Source organism: Bifidobacterium xylocopae, from assembly GCF_003315615.1.
In the GTDB taxonomy this organism is placed as follows: domain Bacteria; phylum Actinomycetota; class Actinomycetes; order Actinomycetales; family Bifidobacteriaceae; genus Bombiscardovia; species Bombiscardovia xylocopae.
Window position 1 is genome coordinate 63,500 of the sequence record NZ_PDCH01000005.1, and the last position, 20,092, is coordinate 83,591.

Below are 20,092 nucleotides of genomic sequence, written 5' to 3' on the forward strand. Positions count from 1 at the left end.
GCGCGGCGCCGCCGGAGTGAGCGGAGGAAACATGGAAGAGAACTTCACAACACTGGCCCAGCAGGCCATTGGCGATGCGATTCAGTCGGCCTCGGCGGCAGGCAACCCGCAGGTGGATACCCTCCACCTGCTGGATTCGCTCCTGCGGCAGCAGTCGGGCGTGGTCCCCGCCCTGGTGCAAGCGGCAGGCGGCGACAGTCAGCGGATCGGTGCAGCGGTACGCAACGCCCTGGTGGCGCTGCCTTCGGCCACAGGGTCCACGTCCGCCCAGCCGCAGGCCAGCCGGCAGCTGACCATGGCCCTGGCCCAGGCATCAAAGGAGATGGGGGCGATGGGGGACGAGTACGTCTCCACCGAGCATCTGCTGATCGCGATTGCGGTGGTCCCCTCCCAGGCCGCCGACATCCTCGGGCAGGCCGGTGTGACCCCCGAGGCCCTGCGCCAGGCCACGCCGAAGGTGCGCGGCGGGGCCAAGGTCACCAGTCCGGACGCGGAAGGCACCTACAAGGCTCTGGAGAAGTACTCGACAGACCTGACCGCCCAGGCCAGGGAAGGCAAACTCGATCCGGTGATAGGGCGTGATCAGGAGATCAGGCGCGTCATCCAGATCCTTTCCCGGCGAACCAAGAACAATCCGGTGCTGATCGGCGAGCCCGGAGTGGGCAAGACCGCCGTGGTCGAGGGGCTGGCCCAGCGGATCGTGGCCGGTGATGTGCCGACCGGATTGGAAGGCAAGAAGCTCATCTCGCTGGACCTCTCCTCCATGGTGGCTGGTTCCAAGTATCGGGGTGAGTTCGAGGAGCGGCTGAAGGCTGTCCTGAATGAGATCAAGTCCGCCAACGGGCAGATAATCACCTTCATCGACGAGATACATACGATCGTGGGCGCTGGGGCCTCCGAGGGCTCCATGGATGCGGGCAACATGCTCAAGCCCATGCTGGCCCGCGGCGAACTCCGCCTGATCGGTGCGACCACCCTGGACGAGTACCGGGAGAACATCGAGAAGGACCCCGCCTTGGAGCGCCGCTTCCAGCAGGTGTTCGTAGGTGAACCTTCGGTGGAGGACACGGTGGCCATCCTGCGCGGGCTCAAGCAGCGTTATGAGGCCCACCACAAGGTGACCATCGGTGATGACGCGCTTGTGGCCGCCGCCACGCTCTCCAACCGATACATCTCCGGCCGTCAGCTCCCGGACAAGGCCATCGACCTGGTCGACGAGGCCGCCGCCCACCTGCGTATGGAACTGGACTCGCAGCCCGAGGAGATCGACGAGCTCCAACGTAAGGTGACCCGTTTGGAAATGGAGGAGATGCAGCTTAAAAAGGCCGACGACCCGGCCTCGAAGGATCGCCTGGCCAAGCTCCAGGCGGAATTGGCCGATACGCGGGAGAGGCTTTCCGGCCTCAAGGCCCGCTGGGAGCAGGAGAAGGCCGGGCACAACAAGGTCGGCGACCTGCGCGCCCAGTTGGATGCCAAGAGGGTCGAAGCCGACAAGGCCACCCGCGAAGGCGACCTGGAAAAGGCTTCACGCATCCTGTACGGCGAGATGCCGACCATCCGCAAGCAGTTGGCGGAAGCCGAGAACGCGGCGGACAAGGCCAAGGAGACGGCGAACGCCGGCGGTGCTGCCGCTGCGGATGCAGCCGATCCGGTTGGTGGGCCCGCGCGGGAGCCCATGGTCCCCGACCATGTGGACGCCGACTCGGTGGCGGAGATTGTGGCCGACTGGACCGGCATACCTGTGGGGCGACTGATGCAGGGCGAGAATGAGAAGCTCCTGCATATGGAGGACCAGCTGGGCAAGCGGGTGATTGGGCAGAAGGAGGCCATCCACGCGGTCTCCGACGCCGTACGGCGCTCGCGGGCCGGCATCTCCGATCCCGATCGGCCGACCGGGTCCTTCATGTTCCTGGGGCCCACCGGCGTTGGCAAGACCGAGCTGGCCAAGGCTTTGGCCGACTTTCTCTTCGACGACGAGAAGGCCATGGTCCGCATCGACATGTCCGAATATATGGAGAAGGCTTCGGTCTCCCGGCTGATTGGCGCGGCCCCTGGATATGTGGGCTACGAGGAAGGCGGGCAGCTTACGGAGGCGGTGCGTCGCCGGCCATACTCCGTGGTGCTCTTCGACGAGGTGGAGAAGGCCAATCCGGAGGTCTTCGACATCCTCCTGCAGGTGCTCGACGATGGGAGGCTGACTGACGGGCAGGGTAGGACCGTGGACTTCAAGAACACGATCCTGATCATGACCTCCAACCTGGGTTCGCAGTTCCTGGTGAATGACGACCTGGATGCGGATGCCAAGCGCAAGGCCGTGATGGACGCGGTGCACGCGGCCTTCAAGCCCGAGTTCATCAACCGTCTGGACGACCTGGTGATCTTCCGGCCGCTCACGCGAGACGAGCTCGGCGGCATCGTCGACATCCAGGTCAAGCAGGTGGCCGCCCGGCTGACCGACCGGCGGATCACGCTTGACGTGACAGACTCGGCCAGGGAGTGGCTCGCCAACATGGGGTATGACCCGGCCTATGGCGCCCGGCCCCTGCGCCGCCTGGTGCAGACCGAGGTGGGTGACCAGCTGGCGCGTATGCTCCTGGCCGGCAAGGTCCACGACGGGGACACGGTGCTGGTTGACCAGACCGGTGGCGAGCATCTTGAACTCACGGCCTGGCCCACCGACACGTTGGTGGATGGTGACGTGAGTGTGGACGATATCGCTACTGACGGGTCCGGTCCGGCTGGTCAGGGTGCGCCAGGTCCGATGAACCCTGCGGACGGTCCGGACTCTCGCTCCTGATCGGGGATTGACGGCCCCCGTCCGCGATCACCTGCGGGCGGTGGGCCGCCAGCGTCGGAAGCTGCTCGGGCTTGGCTTCGGCCAGGGCCTTCCACCGCCTGCCCAGCCTGCTGAGTCGCCCCAGCCGGTGGATGTTCATGATCGGAAGCAGGGCGGCGATCACGGTGGCGATGGGTGCGACCATCGGGTTGAGCATCCAGCCGAAGAGCGGGTATGTCAGGCCGGTGGCCAGTAGGACAGCGACGGTGTTGTATGCGTAGCCCCAGCCCAGATTGCCGTTGATGGTCCGGCGGGTGGCCCGCGCCAGGTCGATGGATCGGGCGATGCCGCCAAGGTCCCCGCTCTCCAATAGCAGGTCGGGGGTTGCCTCTTCCGGCCGATTCGCCGAGTTGACCGCGGTGTTTTCCGGCTCAGGCGGGTTGGGTTCCGAGCCCATGCGGACATGGACCTGAGCGGCGCACTGGGCTTGCGGTTCGGCTTCGCCGGCTGCCGCGAACGCCAGCCGCCCTGGTCTCTTCTGGCCTTTCTTTCGCCGGACATCCTGTGCGGACTGCCGGTTCAGGTCCTGGACGAGCAGGCCGACCCAGCGGGCCTTGCGTCTTGCGTCCACGCCGGTGAACAAGGTGTCCACGCCGGCTTGGCGGGCGGCCCGTTCCACGGGGTCCTGGTTCGGGTCGGAACCGCTGCGGTGGTCCATGACCACACTGCTGACCCCCAGGCTGCGCAGATGGGTGGCGGTCCGGGCCAGCAGGGTAGATGCGGTTCCCCCGGCCGAAAGGTTCTCGCCCGTAGGCAGGGCGGATTCGTCCATGACGACGACCCTGGTGGCGGCCAGCCGTCCCATCGCACCGGGGGAGGTGACCAGTATCCCATGTTCCAGGCCTGCGCCCAAAGCGGCACGGAAGGACAGTGGGATCGCGATCGCCAGGGCGGTGGGGCTGGCGATGACCAGCACGCCGACGGCGTTGGCCACCGCATGTGCCAGGTGTGGCTGAGGGCCTGCCAGGAGCCAGAGCATGAAGGTCCATACGGCCACGATCATGATCATGGGTTCGGCCCGGGCAATGAGCAGGTCGACCTGCTCCTGGGCGGAGGAGCTCGCGTTGATTGCAGCCGAGACCAAGCGGTTGAAGGCGGGCTGTCCGTCCGATTGCCTGTTCCCGTCCAGCCGGCCGCTCATGGCGACCAGCCGCACGCTCAGCTCGGATGCCCTGCCGAACAGGGCCAAGGTCACGACGACACCGACCACATCGAAATAGGGCTGCCGGGAGCCTTCGGGCAGCAGGGCGGGCAATGCGCAGGCGGCCAGGCTGTATGCATAGGCCAGGGTGGTGGCGATGGTCAGCAGGGAGTTGACGTCGGTTCGGCGGTCCTTCATCCGCCCCCAGCCTTCCTGGTAGATGGGTTTGCCGCAGTAAAAGATGACTGGCGTGATCAGGATGGCCTGAATCCAGGGGCTGGTCAGCCAGTCGGGCAGCAAGCCGGGTGCCAGCCTGTCGGCCAGGTCGATGGCCAGGACCGGTGCGGTCAGAACCGCGGCGATCACCGTCAATCGGACCATATGCCGGCGCAAGGTTCCAAGGGAAGCCAGTCGTGCCTCCAGGTCCGCTTTGCCGGCGGTCCCCGAGGAGGATGGGGCTTCGGCGGGGCTCTGCAGGGGTACGGTATGGACGTCGCCGTGGCTGAGCGGGCCCAGGAAATACCAGACTATGAGCCAGGTGAGCGCCGCGGCGACCAGTATGTCGCCCATCGCCAGAAAAATGTCGATTCCCACGGAGCCTCCTCACGGCAGGGAGCGGGCGTTGCTGATCCTGCCAAGCCGGTGCAAAGCGTACTGTCATCTTCGCTGCTCCCATTCTCCCCCAGAACCGGGCCCAAGTGGGCATCCTACGCGGATTCCTTGCGGAACGTACGAATTGTGGAGGCCCGGGTCGGCGGTCCAGCGCTGATGGTTGGCTAGAACATATGTTCGATGCTCTTTCAATGATTGTGCTGATTCTTGCCGTGGCCTGCGCCCTGGCGGTCGGCGGCTACGTGGGTTACGTCGTGGGCAAGTCCCGGGGCCGCGGCGACTGGCGGGTGGCACAGGGCCAGTTAGGGGACCGGTCCGAGGCCGAGCTGGCCGAACTGCGTGGCCAACTGGCTCAGTCCCAGGAGCTGGTGGCCCAGTACCGGGCCCAATACGAAGGGGTCAACGAGCAATTGGCTTTCGCCAAATCACAGCTGGCCCAGGCACAACAGGCCGAGCAGATCCGCCTGGAACATGAGCGTGAGCAGGCTCGGGCGCGTGAGGAGCAAAAGCGGCAGGAGCAGGCCAAGACCCTGCAGGAGCAGAGCAAGGTTCTCTCCGCGCTTGCGCCTGTGCAGAAGAACCTGGACGCCCTGCAGCGCAAGGTGACCCAGATCGAGGAGGGGCGCAAGCAGGAGATGGGCGCCCTGGGGCAGCAGCTAAAATCCCTGGGCGAACAACAGGGGCGGTTGGACAAGGAGACGAGCTCACTGGCATCGGCCTTGCGCAACAACAAGGTGCGCGGTTCATGGGGCGAGGCACAGCTCAAGAACATCGTGGAGTCCGCCGGACTTCTGGAGCATGTTGACTTTGACACCCAGGTGGTCGTCAAGGCCGCCGACGGCAGGACCCTGCGACCCGACATGGTGGTCCACCTGCCTGGCGGCAAGACCATACCGATCGATGCCAAGGCCCCCTTCTCCGATTACCAGCGGGCATGCGGGATTCCCGACACGGCGTCCGATGACGAACTGGCCCGCAAGAAGGAACTGCTGAAGGCGCATGCCAAGGCCCTGCGCGACCACGTCAAGGCTTTGGCGGACAAGGAGTACTGGAATGCCTTCGAGACCGCGCCCGACTTCGTGGTGGCCTTCATCCCCAGCGAGTCCCTGCTGCAGGCGGCGCTCGAGGCTGATCCAACCCTGATGGACGACGCCTTCGCCCAGAAGGTGGCTCTTACCTCGCCGGTCACCCTGTGGGCCGTGCTCAAGTCGGTGGCTTACGCCTGGCAGCAGCAGAACCTGACCGACGACGCCAAGCGCCTCTTCACCCTGACCCGTGAGCTCTACGGCCGCTTCGCCAGGCTGGGGGAGCGGGCCAGCGCCTTGGGCGCATCCATATCCCGCACGGTCAAGGCATACAACCAGTTCGCCGGCACCCTGGAGTCGAGAGTCCTCCCCACCGCTCGTAAGTTGCAAAACGTGGATCCCGCCACGATCATCGCACCCGTGGACATGATTGACCCGGAAAAAGCCGACATCCGAGAACTCACCGCTCCCGAAACCCAGGCCGACTCCGCCGACAACCAGAGCGATGCCCCCTCTGCATTCGTGTGAGGTAAGGGAACGCCGCCAGTCTGGCGGCGGTAGGGAGATTCGGACGCTGCGATAGGGTGACGGTATGGATGCTTTGGATCAGGAGACGGGTCGCGCGCGCGGGGGATTCCGGCTGACCGGGGCCGATGGGCTTCGGGAGGATGCGGTGGATGATGCCCACGGGTTTGCAGACCCCCGCGAGCAATTGGGTGCCATGCTCAGCCACGAGATCGACGGGCGGGCTTTCACCGAGTTGGCAGGCGTGTCCTTTGACCACCAGGGGGCTGAGCTCGCCGGGCATGTGCTGCTGGATACCCTGGAGGACGCCGGGTATTCCACCGACGATTTCGATGCTGTGGGGGCGCTGACCGCAGCCGCCGTGCCGTTTGCGGACGCCATGCTCCACGCCGCCGCATCACGCGGGCAGGATTTGGATGCATTCGTCATGGATTTCGTCTATCCCTCGATCAAAGGGCCCTCGATCAAGGGCAAGCGGGTGGTCTTGCTTGACGCCTGGTTGAGTGAGAAGTCATTTGTGCAGACCTCCTCACTGGTCACCCTCCGCCATGGCAACGAGCTGAGCCTGGATTGCGGGATTGTGAGCCGGGAAGGTGCCGAGCTGGTCGCCGTCGCCTCGCTGGTCGGCGGAGTCGGCGGCGGCATGGATGGCGCCCAGGCCGGTGGAGGTCCGACGGCCCGGGCTTTGCGAACGAAACTCGAACTGATCGACCCTGTGGATGATTCCCGCCGCACCCTGCCTTTCATTTGCGCCTACGACGAGCGTCTCTTCTCCCCGGCCGCCGCTTCGGAGCCGCAACGGTGAGGGAGCCGAACCCAATCACCAAGGCCGCAATGGAATCCGGGGAGCCGGTCTTTCGCCAGGTGGGAGTAGGGCCCTGGGCCGAGGAGCACCCGGGGGAGCCGGAGCCGGCCGACCCCCGCTACGACCCGGAGCTGCTGGACCAGGGCGACCGGCGGAACGTGTTGGACCGCTACCGCTACTGGACGGTGGAGGCCATCCGCGCCGACCTGGACCAGCGGGGCCGCCACGGCTTCGAGCTGGCTGTGGAGAACTGGACCCACGACTTCAACATCGGTTCCATGGTGCGTTCCGCCAACGCTTTCGGCGCCCGCCGCGTCCACATCGTCGGACCCCACAAGTGGAACCGCAAGGGTGCTCTCATGACCGAGCTCTACCAGCATGTTGACCACCATCCCTGTGTCGGCGAGCTGGTCGCCGCCTGGAAGCGGGAACTGGCACAGGAGGCTGAAAGCCTGCAGGCGCAAGCTTTGAACGCGGGTTCGGCCGCCGAACGAGTCCGCCTGGAGTCCGCCGCACAAGCGGCCGCCGCCGCCCGTGTCATCGCCTTGGACATCATCCCCGGCGCTGTCCCGATCGAGACCTACTCCTTTCCCGAGCGCTGCCTCATGCTCTTCGGTGCGGAAGGCCCCGGCCTGACCCGGACCGCCCTTGACCTGGCTGATGACGTCGTCTATATCTCCCAATTCGGCTCGGTCCGTTCCATCAATGCCGGCGCCGCCGCAGCGGTGGCCATGCATGCGTGGGTGGCGCAGCACATGTCCATCCCCGGCAACGGGGACTGATTGGTGGAAGATGGCCCGTTGGCAAGGTGTATTCAGGATTCATGCCAGGAGGGTGCAAGGACGAATCTTCGGGTTCCTTGAAGATGAAATGTGGAGCTGATGGTAATCGAAACCACGACCTCTTCGATGCGAACGAAGCGCTCTACCAACTGAGCTACAGCCCCAAGCATTGCCCGACCGTGGCCGAGCAACTCAGCTACTTTAGCGCGAGGCCCGGCCAAACGCAAAACCCCGGGCCGCGGCGCGCCTGGCCCTCGCGGGGCATGCCAATCGGGTCACTCGCCGGGCTCGGGTGTGGGTTCGGGCGTGGACTTACTTGTCGGATTCGGTCGCGTCCGTGGTGGCTTCCCCGGCTCCCGGCTCGGCTGCGGGCCTCTTCCGGCCGAATCTGGCCTTGAGCAGGCCGATGACCGTCGGCAGGACCGAGATCAGCAGGATCAGGACGATGATCAGCTCGAAGTGCTCCTGGACGGCCGGGATGCCGCCGAAGAAGAAGCCCAGGAGCGTGAAGAGCGAGGACCAGACCAGCCCGCCCAGGACCGAGAAGGGCGTGAAGCGGGACCAACGCATGCCCGACAGTCCCGAGATGAAGGGCATGAAGGTGCGGATGAAGGGGAAGAACCGGCCAAGGAAGACGGCCAGCGGCCCCCACTTGTCGATCATCGACTCGGTTGTGGCGATGCGTTCCGGGGTCATGGCCTTGACCTTGCCTGAGCGCAGGATGGCCTGGCCGAAGAAGTGGCCGATGAAATAGTTGCTTTGGTCGCCCAGGATTGGCGCGGCCCAGACCACCGGCAGCAGGATGTCCAGGCCCATGCCGGACTTGGGGTCGTGCGCGAAGACGCCCGCCGCGAACAGGAGGGAGTCGCCGGGCAGGAAGGGCATGAAGACCACGCCGGTCTCGATGAAGATGATCAGGAAGATGAAGGAATAGGTGGGTACCAGACCCATGGCGATCCAGGAGGCGATCGCGGACCTGGGGTCCTTCAGCAATTCGATGATCCAATTGACAAAGCGCATACGCGGCGAAATCCCATCATCATCGGCCCGTGCGCCGCCATTCATGCGGCGCCGGCCGGCCAACCATTGACAAACCCCACATACTTTAGCAAGAGGTGACGGCCCCGGGAGGCTGCTGCCGCAAGCCTGCGCGAGGGGGTTACAAGCGGGGTCCCGGGAGCGGCTTGATCAGTTCCGTTCGATGTCGCCCGGCACTCCGGTCTCAGACCCAGGAGGGCAGCCACATATGGATGGCCCAGAACCAGTAGGGCACCGGCAGCGCTGTCCAGACCGGATAAAAGAAGAGCGAGACCAGGCCCAGGGTCCACAGGGCGACGGAACAGGTTCGCCGGTATGCATGCGTGGGCAGGTTGAGCCGAAGCCAGTCGGCCAGGTAGCAGACCGCGAGGATCATCCAGGGGAGGATGACGACCGCGTAGAAGGTGAAGGTGGTGCGGTGCAGGTATTGCACCCAGGGCAGCCATCCGGCCAGTGGGCCCGAGATGACCGCCAGGTAGCGCCAGTCCCCCCGGCGGAAGAGGAGGGCGACCAGCAGGCCCAGGAAGCAGCAGACGCAGGCCAGCCACCATAGGATTGGATTGCCCAGGGAAGTGACCGAGGCCACGCAGTCTGTCCCCGGACTCAGGGTGCATAGGCCCGGCCGGTCAGGGAGCTCCTGCCAGTAGAAGGAGGTGGGGCGGATCTGCAGGGGCCACGTGAGCGGATTGGCCATATACGGGTGGGGGGTGTCCAGGCTGGTGTGGAAACGCCACATTTCCTGGTGATACTCCACTAATGAGCGCAGGGCCGGTGGGAGCCAGGTCTGGCCCTGGCCGGGGTGGGTGGCGGCCCAGTCGCGTAGGTAGCCATCCGTATGGGCGAGCCAGCCGGCCCATGAGGCCAGGTAGGTGGCGGCCCAGGCGGGGACCATGTATGCGGCGGCGGGCAGGCCGTCCTTGAAGACACCGGCGGCCAGCCAACCCCGGTAGCCGGCCCGGCGGCGCTCGTAAGCGTCCCAGAGCACCGACAGGATAGCGAAGACCGCGAAGAAGTAGGCGCCTGACCACTTGGTTCCGGTCGCAAGCCCCAGTAGGACCGCTGCACCCAGACGCCACCAGGAACATGCGATGAATGGTCCGGATGAATCCAGTACCAGTGGGGAGCCGGTAGGGACGCGATGCCGCCGGTGGCCGGGCGGATGGCTGAACAGTCTTCCGGGCCGATTGGCTCGCTCAACGAATGGGGCCACGGGGTCGGCGCTGTCGCGTGCGTAGGCCCTGTGCAGGCGATCGCGGGCCCAGTCGCGGTGGGCCAACAGGCAGGCGAAGGCGGACAGGGCGAAGACCATGATGAAATTGTCCAGCAATCCGGTGCGGCTCATGGTCAGGCCCAGGCCGTCGATGGAGAGCAGGAAGCCGGCCATCAGCGCGATCGGCAGGTTGTGGAAGAGCCGCAGCGCCACCCGGCACAGGATCAGCACCGCAATGGTGCCCGCCAGGGCCGTGGCCGCCCGCCAGGCGAAGGGGTTGCCCGCGCCGCCGAACAGTTTCAAGCCCAGGGCTATGCACCACTTCCCGACGGGCGGGTGGACCACGTACTCGGCGGAACCCAGCCAGTGGTCGGTGTCGCCCTGGGCGAAGAGCTGGTCGACCGGCAGCTGTCGGGGGCCCACCTTGTCGGGCCAGTCGCGGGCCTCGCCGGTCATGAGCATGGTCCAGGCATCCTTGACGTAGTAGGTCTCGTCGAACACGACCGCATGCGGCGAACCCAGGCGGACGAAGCGCAGGAGACCGGCGAAGAGGGCCATGCATGCCGGCCCCAGCCAGCCCAGGATGTGCGGGCTGAGCCGGCGCGGATCGGGCAGATGCATGGCTTGGGCCAGGCGTTCGCCTGCGGCTGTGCGCCTCCGAAGGCGCCGACGGGAGCGATGCTGCGAAGAAAGAGGGTCTGAGCTGGTCATCATCTTCAGCCTAGGCGATACTGGGAGCATGAACGAGGAGCAGCGGGAATCGACACAAGACATGTCGCAGGAGCGCCGGATGGTGCTCGCTGGCGGGGACCGGCCGGTTGGAATCATGCCGGCCGGCAATGGGGCGGGCGGGCATATGGGTCCGACAGCTGTTCAGGAGCAGGGCTCGCGTCCGGACCTGCCTGCCGGGACCGTCGTCCTGGCGGCCACCCCGATCGGTAATACCGGTGATGCTTCGCAACGGTTGAAGGATCTGCTGGAGGGCGCGGACCTGGTGGCCGCCGAGGACACCCGCAGGCTGTATGACCTGGCCAACCGCCTGGGTGTGCGCGTCGGCGGTAGGGTGATTGCCTATCACGACCATAATGAGCGCAAGCAGTCCGACCCCATCCTGGATCAGGTTCAGGCCGGCGCCTGCGTGCTGGTGGTATCCGACGCGGGTATGCCCACGATCAACGATCCGGGTCTGGCGATTGTGCGTAGGGCCATCGAGCGTGGGCTGCCGGTCACGTGCGCCCCCGGGCCGTCTGCGGTGCTTGACGCCCTGGCCCTGTCCGGTCTGCCCACTGATCGCTTCTGCTACGAGGGTTTCCTGCCGCGCAAGGAGGGGGAGCGTCGCCAGTACCTGCGTACCTTGCGAGGTGAGCGGCGCACCATGGTCTTCTATGAGTCGCCCCGGCGCCTGCCGGCATCAGTGGAGAGTCTGGTGGAGGCTTTCGGACCTGAGCGGCGGATGGCCTTGTGCCGGGAGCTGACAAAGGTGTACGAGCAGGTGGAGCGTGGGAGCCTGGGGCAAATACGTGACTTTATCCAACAAAATCCTCCTCGGGGGGAGATTGTTCTGGTGTTGGCCGGTGCCTCGCGCGAGGAGGCGGCCGAAGCCGCACCGGAAGCGCTCTCCGAGGAGGCCCTGGCACGGTTGGCCTTGGAGCGTTCGCGACGGGAGGGCGTGCGTGTCAAGGAGGCCATAGCCCAGGTTGTGGCCGAGCATCCACTGCCGGACGGGTCGATCCCCAAGCGCAAGGCCGTGTATTCAGCGGCTCTTGCCCTGCAGGGCAAGACGGAATAAGGCGGGGAAGAGCGGTGGCCGTGTCGGTCGTCGGCTGAGTCGAGCCTAGGGCTGCCTGGCATCCAGGTAGTCCAGCAGCAGCCCCAACGAGTGTGCCACCCCGGGCCCGCCCAGCTGGGAGACGGTCTCCAGGAGTTCCGGTGTGGCCCGGGGGTTGGCCGGCAGCCACCGCCGCAGTTCGGGTACCTCCCTGGCTATATGCCACAGGATGTCCTGATCTGTGTCCGGATCGCAAGCCAGGGCGGGCGTCAGTACCAGCGGGGGCTTGGGGGGATCGGGGGCATCCTCCGCTCTGGTGTGGATCGGGCCGGACCCTCCTGCTTCGACCCTTCCCATGCGCTCCTGTAAAAGCGTGAGTTTGTCCTTCGACTCCCTGCGCTTGCCCCGCCGCCGGAAGGCCGGGCGGAACGGCCTCACAGGATTCTCCTCAACGTCTGGAAGGCCTCGATGCCCAAGGAGTGGCCTGGCCAGCGGGGGTTGTCGGCCAGCAGGTTCAGGCAGGCGCCGCAGGACACCTGGTAACGTTCCATCAGCGTGTGCAGGCCGGCGAGTTTGCCGTCCTCGCCGGTTCGCCCCGGGGGCTCGCAGGCCAGGTCGCAGGCCGTGCGTAATGGGGAGGTGGTCCACAGGTCGCCCAGTTTCATCATGTGCTCGGTGGGCAGGCGGCGGTTATGGACACGAATGATGTGGCCGTGGACCGGGGTTCGGAAGTGGGAGCTGGAGATGATGTCGATGTAGGGAGGGAAAGCGCCGCCGGTCCATACCCAATGCGCCAGTCCATTGCTGGCGGCGGCCCCGTAAGGCAGAAGCGGTGTGACGATCGAAGCGCGGCCGAAGATGCCGCCGGCGCGCTCGTGCAGGTAGGAGCAGGAGGGGTCAAGAGGCTCCAACAGGCCGTGGGCTATCAGGAAACGCATGCTGTTCGGACCCGGCATCCGCTTGAGCTCGATCAGGTCCGGCAGCGGCGGTTCCGGGGCCTGACGGGCCGTCTCGTTGCGTTGCTGTGGGTGTGCTTGTGGAAGCCGGCGCCGGGGGATTGATGCCGGGGCACGTGTTGCTGCAGTCCCGGTTTCATCCCCGGCAAGCAGTTGCTCGAAGGTGCCTTGGGTCCAGGTCCTACGTGGCACCTGCTGGCGGCGGGTTGCGGGCGGCCGGCCTTGCGGTCGGCGTTGGACCGGGGTCCGGGCATGGGTACGTGGGCGTTCTGGTGGCGCGGTGGGTGGCGGCTCTGGTTCATGCCGAACCGTCGGTCTGGCCAAGGTGGCTGTCCTGGTGTCGGGCTTCGCCTGCGTGCTGGTTTCCATGCCCTGACCGTAGATGGGGCATCCCGCCGGCGGCGAGCGGGAGCGGCGTTTGCGTGGGGAAGTGGATGGCCGGGGTCACCGGTCCACCGTCATCCGGTTGCCGTGTGGATGGAGGGGGCCCGCCCGCTGCTGTTTGTTCACAAGTCACTCCGAACATGCTCCGCCGGAGGTGATTGTGGACAAGTGCCGGTGCGGACCTTGCCGGCTGTGTATAAGCTGAGGCAAGGGACGGCCGCCTGATGATTGAACCAGCGCGAGGATGCGATTCCCCCACCCCCTAAGGGCCGCGACATTCCGCCCTTTGTACGCTAGAGCCGATACAGTGAAGGGCATGAGCAGAATTCTTGTTTCCGTCGCCTGGCCCTACGCGAACGGCCCCCGCCATATCGGCCATGTCGCGGGTTTCGGCGTGCCTTCGGACGTGTATGCCCGATACCAGCGCATGAAGGGCAACGACGTGCTCATGGTCTCCGGCACGGACGAGCACGGCACCCCGATTCTGGTGGAGGCCGAGGCCGAGGGCTTGGGCGCCCAGGAGATTGCCGACCGTTACAACAAGGTCATCGTCAAGGACCTGTGCGACCTGGGCCTGTCCTATGACCTGTTCACACGCACCACAACCGGCAACCATGAACGGGTGGTACAGGAGCTCTTCAAACAGTGCCTGGCCAATGGTTACATCTACAAGGGCACGCAGAAGGTGGCCATCTCACCCTCCACGGGCCGCACACTGCCCGACCGCTACATCGAGGGCACGTGCCCCATCTGCGGCTACGAGGGCGCCCGGGGCGACCAGTGCGACAACTGCGGCAACGAGCTGGACCCGGACGAGCTGCTCAACCCCCGCTCCAAGATCAACGGCGAGACCCCGCGCTTCGAGGAGTCCGAGCATTACTTCCTGGACCTGCCCGCGCTGGCGCAGGCGAACGAAGCCTGGCTCAGGACCCGTGAGGGTTGGCGTACCAACGTGCTGAACTTCTCCTTGGGTCTCTTCCGCGAGGTCAAGCCGCGTGCCATCACCCGCGACATCGACTGGGGCATACCGGTGCCCGTGGCCGGCTGGGTCGACAACCCCAACAAGAAGCTTTACGTGTGGTTCGACGCAGTCATCGGCTATCTGTCGGCCTCGATCGAATGGGCCCGCCGGACGGGTGAACCCGAAGCCTGGAAACGGTGGTGGAACGACCCTCAGGCCCTGGGTTACTACTTCATGGGCAAGGACAACATCACCTTCCACTCCCAGATCTGGCCCTCAGAGCTTCTCGCCTACGACGGCAAGGGCTCCAAGGGTGGTGAGCCCGGCCGGTTCGGCGAGCTTAACCTGCCCGAGCAGGTGGTGGCATCCGAGTTCATGACCATGGAGGGCAAGAAGTTCTCCTCCTCGCGCGGCATCGTGATCTATGTCAAGGACATCCTGGAACGCTATCAGGTGGACGCGGTGCGTTACTACATCTCCGTGGCCGGCCCCGAGTCCTCGGACGCGGACTTCACCTGGGCCGAGTTCGTGCGTCACAACAACGAGGAGCTGGCCGCCTCCTGGGGCAACCTGGTCAACCGGGTGGCCAACCTGATCCATAAGAACTTCGGCGCCATCCCCGAAGCCAACGAGGCCAAACTGGACGAGCGTGACCGTGCCCTGCTGGAGGAGGCGAGCGCCGCCTTCGGCACCGTCGGCTCATTGATTGACCGCCAGCGGCAGAAGGCCGCGCTCGGCGAGGCCATGGGCCTGGTCGGCGACATCAATAAGTACATCTCCGCCACCGAGCCTTGGAAGATCAAGGATGATCCGGAGCGTCTTGCCGCCGTCCTGCATACGGCCGCGCAGGCCGTCTCCGACGCCAACCACCTGTTGGCGCCCTTCCTGCCCCACTCGGCGCAGAAGGTCTGGGAGGCCTTGGGTGGCGAGGGTGTGTTCTCCCCGCTGCCGAAGGTGGAACGGGTGGACGACCTCGACAAACCGGGATTCTCCTACCCGATCATCACCGGTGACTACGAGCTGGGCCGTACGGTCCATCCCTGGCAGAGTGAGCCTGTCCGGGTCGGCGCCACGGTGCCCAAGCCAGTGCCCATTTTCGCCAAGATCCCCAAGGAGGCCGTGCAGGAGGAGCTGGAGCGCTTCCAGGCACAGCTGGACGAACGCAAGGCCAAGGCCCGGGCCCGCTACCAGGCTGAACAGGCCAAGCTTCAGGGCGGTCGGGCCTAAGCCTTCCGCCTGCCCCCCGGCCAGCCTTTGCCTTGACGCGTGCCGGGTGGCCGGCTTCTTGGTCGACCGGCTGCGTGGGGGTCTTCACGGATTCGATACGGAATTCATAGGCAATGTTGAGTATTTGCCATCTGGGTACTCAGCATGGGCTGCTTATATATGAGTCACCGGCCGGTAGTACACAGCCGGCGAGGTTCCCCCGAACCCCATAATTGAACCTTCTTCTCTCTCTTCTCAAGGTCCGGCGGGCTCCCCCGCCGGACCTTTTGCATCCGTTGCGGAGTTTATGGATGTTTTCCTGTCCGATTCACAGGTAATCCCAAGGTTATTGCCTGACGAAGTCCAGGATGGCCTGCTTATATAAGAGTCATCGGCAGGTGGTGCACGCCGGTCAGATTCCCTCCAGAATCCGATAATCGAAATTGCTTTTCCCCAACCTTATCTATCTTCTATCCCCGGCCCGGCGGTTCCCCACCGCCGGGCATTTTCATGCGCTTGAACGAATCTGCGGCTGATGGTGGAATTATGCTGGCATAAGGAGTGCGCGCCACCTAGACTCGGTGCTATGGAGATTTCTCAGGCCAAGGCCGTGCTGTTCGATCTGGATGGGGTGTTGGTGCCGACGGTGAGGTTGCACCGAAAAGCGTGGAAGGAACTGTTCGACCAGGTGCTGCCCGAAGGTGTGGCGCCCTACACTGAGCAGGACTATTTCGCATATGTGGACGGCAAGCCGCGCTATGACGGTGTGGCTGGAGTATTGGAAAGCCGTGACATGCATCTGCCCTGGGGCGGTCGGGACGACAATCCGGACAAGCAGACCATCTGCGCGTACGGCAACCGCAAGAACCTGGTTTTCGAGCGTCTGCTGGAGCGGGAGGGCATCGAGCCCTACCCGGATACCGTGGACGTGCTTCAGCACCTGCTGGGCGCTGGCAAGAGCCTGGCGGTCGTCTCCAGCTCACGCAACGCCAACACGGTCCTGCAGGTGGCGGGCATCCGCAATTTCTTCGACCGGATCGTCGACGGCAACGTGCGCGCTGAACAGGGCCTCAAAGGCAAGCCTGCGCCCGATACATATTCCTATGCGGCAGAGCGGCTGGGGGAGCGCCAAGAGGACTGTGCGGTGGTCGAGGACGCCCTGTCGGGCGTGCAGGCCGGACGGGATGGTGGTTTCGGTCTGGTCGTAGGCGTGGACCGGGGTGCCGGCCGCCAGCGTCTCCTGGAGTCCGGGGCGGACGTGGTGGTCTCGGACCTGATCGAGCTGATCGAGCGGGGAGGACGGCGCGCCGATGCCTATGAGCGCTCCTCCCTGGATCCGCGGGACTATCCGGAGGACCCCTGGGCCTTGGAGGAGCGTTGCCCTCCCAGGCCGGAGAGCGCCACGCTGTTCTCCGTCTCGAACGGCACGATCGGTTTGCGCGGCGACGGCGGTTGCCCACGTTCCCTGGGCAATGGCAGTTTTCTGAGCGGATTCCATGACACGTATGCGATCAAGCACCCGGAGAATGCTTACGGTTTCGCCAAGGTGGGGCAGGTGATACAGGGTGTGCCGGATGTATCCGATTTCACGCTGACCGCCGATGGCGCCCCCTTGGGTGAGATGGTCGACTCCAGCCAGCGGGTGGACTTCCGCCAGGGTCTGGCCACGATGACCAGAAGTTACCGGCTGGCGGATGGCGCCCGGCTCCGGATGAGCGTGGACAGGATGGTCTGCCTGTTCGACCCGAATCTTGCGATGGTCCGCCTGCGTGTGGATGCGCCCGACCGTCAGGTGGAGGTGGGTGTGGATGGCCGGATCAACGTGGAAACGCCGGGTCTGGTGGCCAGCGACGACCCACGTAAGTCGGCCCTGGTCGACGGCTGCGGCATCCATGAGGTAGTCGACGCCGCACCGGGCCAGCCGCCGGCGGCCTTTGGCGCAGCCGGCCAGGAGGGACCGCCGTCAGCCGTAGCGGCGGATGCGCTCGGAGACGGTCCGGTCTGGGGGCAGGCGTCGGTTGGGGCCTCTTCGCGGGAGAGCCACGTCTATCGCACGAACAACTCCCGTCTGACCATGGCCATGTCGTTCAGCCAATGGTCCTTGGCCGGTGACGGCCAGCCCATACAGGAACTGCCCGGGCATGAGTGGCGATTGCAGGCGGGGCCGGGTTCGCCGGCCTGCGTGGTGCGCTTCGCCAGTTACCACTCCTACCCCCTGCGTCCGCTTGGGGTGCGCAGCGGCCTGGCGGCCATGGCCGAGAGCGACGATGCCCGCGAGCTCCTGGAACGCTGTTCCGGCACCCTGACCCAGGCGGAGCAGGTGGGCCCCGAGGTCCTTCTGGACCGGCAGCGGGACTGGCTGGATGCCTTCTGGGAACGCGCCGACATAGAGATCGAAGACGGCCGTGGCTCGGACGCTGGCAGAATCCAGCAGGTGACCCGCTGGGAGCTTTTCCAACTGGCGCAGGCCACGGCCCAGATAACCAATGGGGTGGGGGCAAAGGGACTGAGCGGCACCGGCTATGATGGGCACTACTTCTGGGACACGGAGATCTACATCCTGCCCTTCCTGGTCTATACGGACCCGGAGCGTGCCCGCCGCCTTCTCCACTACCGCCACGGTATGCTGCCTTCGGCCCGCCGTCGGGCCGCCACGATGGGTTTGAACGGCGCGCTCTTCCCCTGGCGCACCATCAACGGCGAGGAATCCTCCGCCTACTTCCCTACCGGCACCGCCCAGTACCATATCGACGCGGACATCGCCTACGCGGCCACCCAGTATGCCCTGGTCTGCGGCGACGACGACTACCTGGCCGGCGAAGGAATGGACATCCTGGTGGAGACCGCTCGCATGTGGCTCTCCCTGGGCGGATTCCACAAGGACGGGTGTTTCCACATATACAGCGTCACCGGTCCGGACGAGTACACAGCCATGGTGGATGACAACCTGTACACCAACCAGATGGCCCGTTTCAACCTGCAGGCGGCCTGCATGGCGGCGCAGCATCTGGAAGAGGGGAATCCCCGGTCCCTGAAGGCCGCCATGGAGCGTCTGGGACTGGATCGGAGTGAGCTCGCCCGGTTCAAGGCCGCCGCCGATGCCATGTTCCTGCCCTACGCCCAGGAGGAGGGGGTGCACGCACAGGACGCCCAGTTCATGCGCCGGCCCAAGTGGGATTTCGAGCATTGCCCGGCCCGTCCGCTCCTGCTCTACTATCACCCGCTGGCCATTTACGGCCACAAGGTTCTGAAGCAGACCGACGTGGTTCTGGCCCTCTACCTGCTTTCCTCCTGGTTCTCACCCGAGGCCAAGCGCGCGGATTTCGACTATTATGATCCGCTTACCACCGGAGACTCCACGCTTTCCGCGGCCTCACAGTCCATCATCGCCGCCGAGGTGGGGCACCAAGGCCTGGCCCTGCGCTACTTCCGTGAGAGCCTGTTCGCCGACGTGATGAACCTGCATGCGAATACGATCGACGGCATCCACCTGGCTGCGGCCGGCGGCATCTGGTCCACCCTGGTCTGCGGATTCGGGGGTCTGCGGGACACCGGCGGCACACGCATCGAGATAGACCCCCGTCTGCCCGAGGGATGGAAGTCATTGACCTACCGTCTGAAGATCGGGCCCACCCGTCTTAAGCTCAGACTGACCGCCCGCGGTGTGCAGGCTGAGCGGCTGGAGGGACCGGCGCTGACCGTGCGCATCGGCGGCGAGGACCGACGGGTATGAAGCTCCTTCGCTGTGCGGCGAGGGTCCTACCGTGGGTGTCCCCCGGTCTTAGACTGGCCCCATGAGCAAGCATCATCGCAAGCGGCAATGGGCACCGGCCCCGGAGAGGCTGCCGGATGGGGTGCATGTGGCCGATGACCACACCCACCTGGCATCCGTCGTGCCCTTCGCGGCGGAAATGGATCGGGAGGCGCGCGAGCGGGGTCAGGAACCGGTGCCGGTCTACAGTGTGGACGAGATGATAGGCCAGGCGCAGGCGGTGGGTGTCGAAGCCTTCCTGGATGTGGGCTGCGAGCTGCCCAACCTGGAACGGGCGGTGGAGCTGGCGGAGGGCCATCCCGGGATGGTATACGCAGGATTGGCGATCCATCCCAACGAGGCGGTCCTCCACGGGCACCGTGGTGTGCCCGGTCCCGACGGCCTGCCGGTGCGTTACCGGGCGTGGCATGACACCCCTTATGAGGACGCCTTCGCGCGCGTGGCCGAGCTGGCCCGCTCCCACCCCAAGCAGGTCGTCGCCATAGGGGAGACCGGAATGGACCTGTACCGCACCGGCTCGGGGGCCGAAGATATCCAGCGCCAGGCCTTCCGCGACCATATCGCACTGGCCAAGGAGCTGGACCTGCCCATGCAGATCCACGACCGCAACGCCCACAGTCAGGTGATTGATACGCTCCTGGCCGATGGGGCGCCCGAGCGTACGGTCTTTCACTCCTACTCCGGCGACGCCGCCATGGCCCGGGTGGCCGCCGAGCACGGCTGGTACCTTTCGTTCTCGGGCACCGTATCGTACAAAGGCAACGACGGCATCCGCCAGGCGCTGGCGATCGTGGGGCCGGACCATATCATGGTCGAGACGGACGCTCCCTACCTGTCGCCCATGCCCTACCGGGGGCGCACCAACGCCCCATACATGATTCCATACACCTTGCGCGCGATGGCGGACGCCCTCGATCTTCCCCTGGCACAGGTGGCCCGTGCCACGCGCGAGACCACCCATCAGGTCTATGGATTCTGAGTCCATCGGATGCTGGTCGCGGATTGTGTGTATCCGGTGAAACGGTGCTACGGTAGTCGTCGCGTGTGCGCGAGGCCCTCCCGGTCCCGTGC

13 protein-coding genes and 1 tRNA gene are annotated in these 20,092 nt (G+C 65.5%); 8 read left to right on the forward strand and 6 right to left on the reverse strand.

Going from position 1 to position 20,092, the window contains the following annotated elements; translation table 11 throughout:
- The first annotated feature begins 31 nt into the window (after window positions 1-31).
- Entirely contained in the window at window positions 32-2,797 is a 2,766-nt protein-coding gene (gene clpB, locus CRD59_RS03665; protein ID WP_113853246.1) for an ATP-dependent chaperone ClpB, read from the forward strand.
- Here the strand turns inward: clpB and CRD59_RS03670 are convergent.
- Entirely contained in the window at window positions 2,718-4,571 is a 1,854-nt protein-coding gene (locus CRD59_RS03670; RefSeq protein ID WP_113853247.1) for a P-type ATPase, read from the reverse strand. The two genes, clpB and CRD59_RS03670, sit on opposite strands and share 80 nt — an antisense overlap.
- Window positions 4,572-4,762: 191 nt before the next feature.
- On the opposite strand from CRD59_RS03670, the gene CRD59_RS03675 reads away from it, so the two are divergent.
- The 3 genes from CRD59_RS03675 (at window position 4,763) to CRD59_RS03685 (ending at window position 7,726) form a co-directional block, all read left to right on the forward strand.
- On the forward strand, window positions 4,763-6,142 hold the full coding sequence (locus CRD59_RS03675) for a DNA recombination protein RmuC (protein WP_113853248.1): 1,380 nt from the start codon (window positions 4,763-4,765) through the stop codon (window positions 6,140-6,142).
- A gap of 64 nt (window positions 6,143-6,206) precedes the next feature.
- A complete protein-coding gene (locus CRD59_RS03680) occupies window positions 6,207-6,944 on the forward strand; it encodes a type I phosphoribosyltransferase (protein WP_407923105.1) in 738 nt (245 codons plus the stop codon).
- The gene (locus CRD59_RS03685; protein WP_113853249.1) at window positions 6,941-7,726 is read left to right on the forward strand and encodes a TrmH family RNA methyltransferase; all 786 of its coding nucleotides are present in this window, start codon (window positions 6,941-6,943) and stop codon (window positions 7,724-7,726) included. The genes CRD59_RS03680 and CRD59_RS03685 overlap by 4 nt, the downstream gene beginning before the upstream one ends.
- Before the next feature lie 91 nt (window positions 7,727-7,817).
- On the opposite strand, the gene CRD59_RS03690 is transcribed toward CRD59_RS03685, so the two are convergent.
- From CRD59_RS03690 to CRD59_RS03700, 3 genes are all read right to left on the reverse strand, one after another.
- A tRNA-Ala gene (locus CRD59_RS03690) sits at window positions 7,818-7,890 on the reverse strand.
- 148 nt (window positions 7,891-8,038) lie between these two features.
- Window positions 8,039-8,746 carry a DedA family protein gene (locus tag CRD59_RS03695; RefSeq protein WP_113853278.1) on the reverse strand — a complete coding sequence of 236 codons (708 nt, stop codon included), beginning with the start codon at window positions 8,744-8,746 and terminating at the stop codon, window positions 8,039-8,041.
- 202 nt (window positions 8,747-8,948) lie between these two features.
- The gene (locus tag CRD59_RS03700) at window positions 8,949-10,595 is read right to left on the reverse strand and encodes a dolichyl-phosphate-mannose--protein mannosyltransferase (RefSeq protein WP_407923106.1); all 1,647 of its coding nucleotides are present in this window, start codon (window positions 10,593-10,595) and stop codon (window positions 8,949-8,951) included.
- A gap of 235 nt (window positions 10,596-10,830) precedes the next feature.
- Here CRD59_RS03700 and rsmI point away from each other — a divergent pair, with 235 nt between their 5' ends.
- The gene (rsmI, locus tag CRD59_RS03705) at window positions 10,831-11,763 is read left to right on the forward strand and encodes a 16S rRNA (cytidine(1402)-2'-O)-methyltransferase (RefSeq protein ID WP_236632708.1); all 933 of its coding nucleotides are present in this window, start codon (window positions 10,831-10,833) and stop codon (window positions 11,761-11,763) included.
- Window positions 11,764-11,808: 45 nt separating this feature from the next.
- On the opposite strand, the gene CRD59_RS03710 is transcribed toward rsmI, so the two are convergent.
- Both CRD59_RS03710 and CRD59_RS03715 read right to left on the reverse strand, forming a co-directional pair.
- Window positions 11,809-12,180 (reverse strand): variant leucine-rich repeat-containing protein, encoded by a 372-nt coding sequence (locus tag CRD59_RS03710; RefSeq protein WP_236632704.1) that lies wholly within the window; start codon window positions 12,178-12,180, stop codon window positions 11,809-11,811.
- Window positions 12,177-12,698 (reverse strand): hypothetical protein, encoded by a 522-nt coding sequence (locus CRD59_RS03715; RefSeq protein ID WP_127920935.1) that lies wholly within the window; start codon window positions 12,696-12,698, stop codon window positions 12,177-12,179. The genes CRD59_RS03710 and CRD59_RS03715 overlap by 4 nt, the downstream gene beginning before the upstream one ends.
- Before the next feature lie 700 nt (window positions 12,699-13,398).
- Here CRD59_RS03715 and metG point away from each other — a divergent pair.
- The 3 genes from metG (at window position 13,399) to CRD59_RS03730 (ending at window position 20,000) form a co-directional block, all read left to right on the forward strand.
- Window positions 13,399-15,270, forward strand: a complete 1,872-nt coding sequence (gene metG / locus CRD59_RS03720; protein ID WP_113853252.1) for a methionine--tRNA ligase — start codon at window positions 13,399-13,401, stop codon at window positions 15,268-15,270.
- A 565-nt stretch (window positions 15,271-15,835) separates the two neighbouring features.
- On the forward strand, window positions 15,836-18,982 hold the full coding sequence (locus CRD59_RS03725; RefSeq protein WP_161522274.1) for an HAD-IA family hydrolase: 3,147 nt from the start codon (window positions 15,836-15,838) through the stop codon (window positions 18,980-18,982).
- Between the two features lie 61 nt (window positions 18,983-19,043).
- A complete protein-coding gene (locus tag CRD59_RS03730; RefSeq protein WP_113853254.1) occupies window positions 19,044-20,000 on the forward strand; it encodes a TatD family hydrolase in 957 nt (318 codons plus the stop codon).
- Window positions 20,001-20,092: the final 92 nt, after the last annotated feature.

Coding starts and splice junctions, on each gene's coding strand:
- clpB (WP_113853246.1), top strand. CDS start 32: ATGGAAGAGAACTTCACAACACTGGCCCAGCAGGCCATTGGCGATGCG.
- CRD59_RS03675 (WP_113853248.1), top strand. CDS start 4,763: ATGTTCGATGCTCTTTCAATGATTGTGCTGATTCTTGCCGTGGCCTGC.
- CRD59_RS03680 (WP_407923105.1), top strand. CDS start 6,207: ATGGATGCTTTGGATCAGGAGACGGGTCGCGCGCGCGGGGGATTCCGG.
- CRD59_RS03695 (WP_113853278.1), bottom strand. CDS start 8,746: ATGCGCTTTGTCAATTGGATCATCGAATTGCTGAAGGACCCCAGGTCC.
- CRD59_RS03700 (WP_407923106.1), bottom strand. CDS start 10,595: ATGCATCTGCCCGATCCGCGCCGGCTCAGCCCGCACATCCTGGGCTGG.
- rsmI (WP_236632708.1), top strand. CDS start 10,831: ATGGGTCCGACAGCTGTTCAGGAGCAGGGCTCGCGTCCGGACCTGCCT.
- CRD59_RS03715 (WP_127920935.1), bottom strand. CDS start 12,698: ATGCCGGGTCCGAACAGCATGCGTTTCCTGATAGCCCACGGCCTGTTG.
- metG (WP_113853252.1), top strand. CDS start 13,399: ATGAGCAGAATTCTTGTTTCCGTCGCCTGGCCCTACGCGAACGGCCCC.
- CRD59_RS03725 (WP_161522274.1), top strand. CDS start 15,836: ATGGAGATTTCTCAGGCCAAGGCCGTGCTGTTCGATCTGGATGGGGTG.
- CRD59_RS03730 (WP_113853254.1), top strand. CDS start 19,044: ATGAGCAAGCATCATCGCAAGCGGCAATGGGCACCGGCCCCGGAGAGG.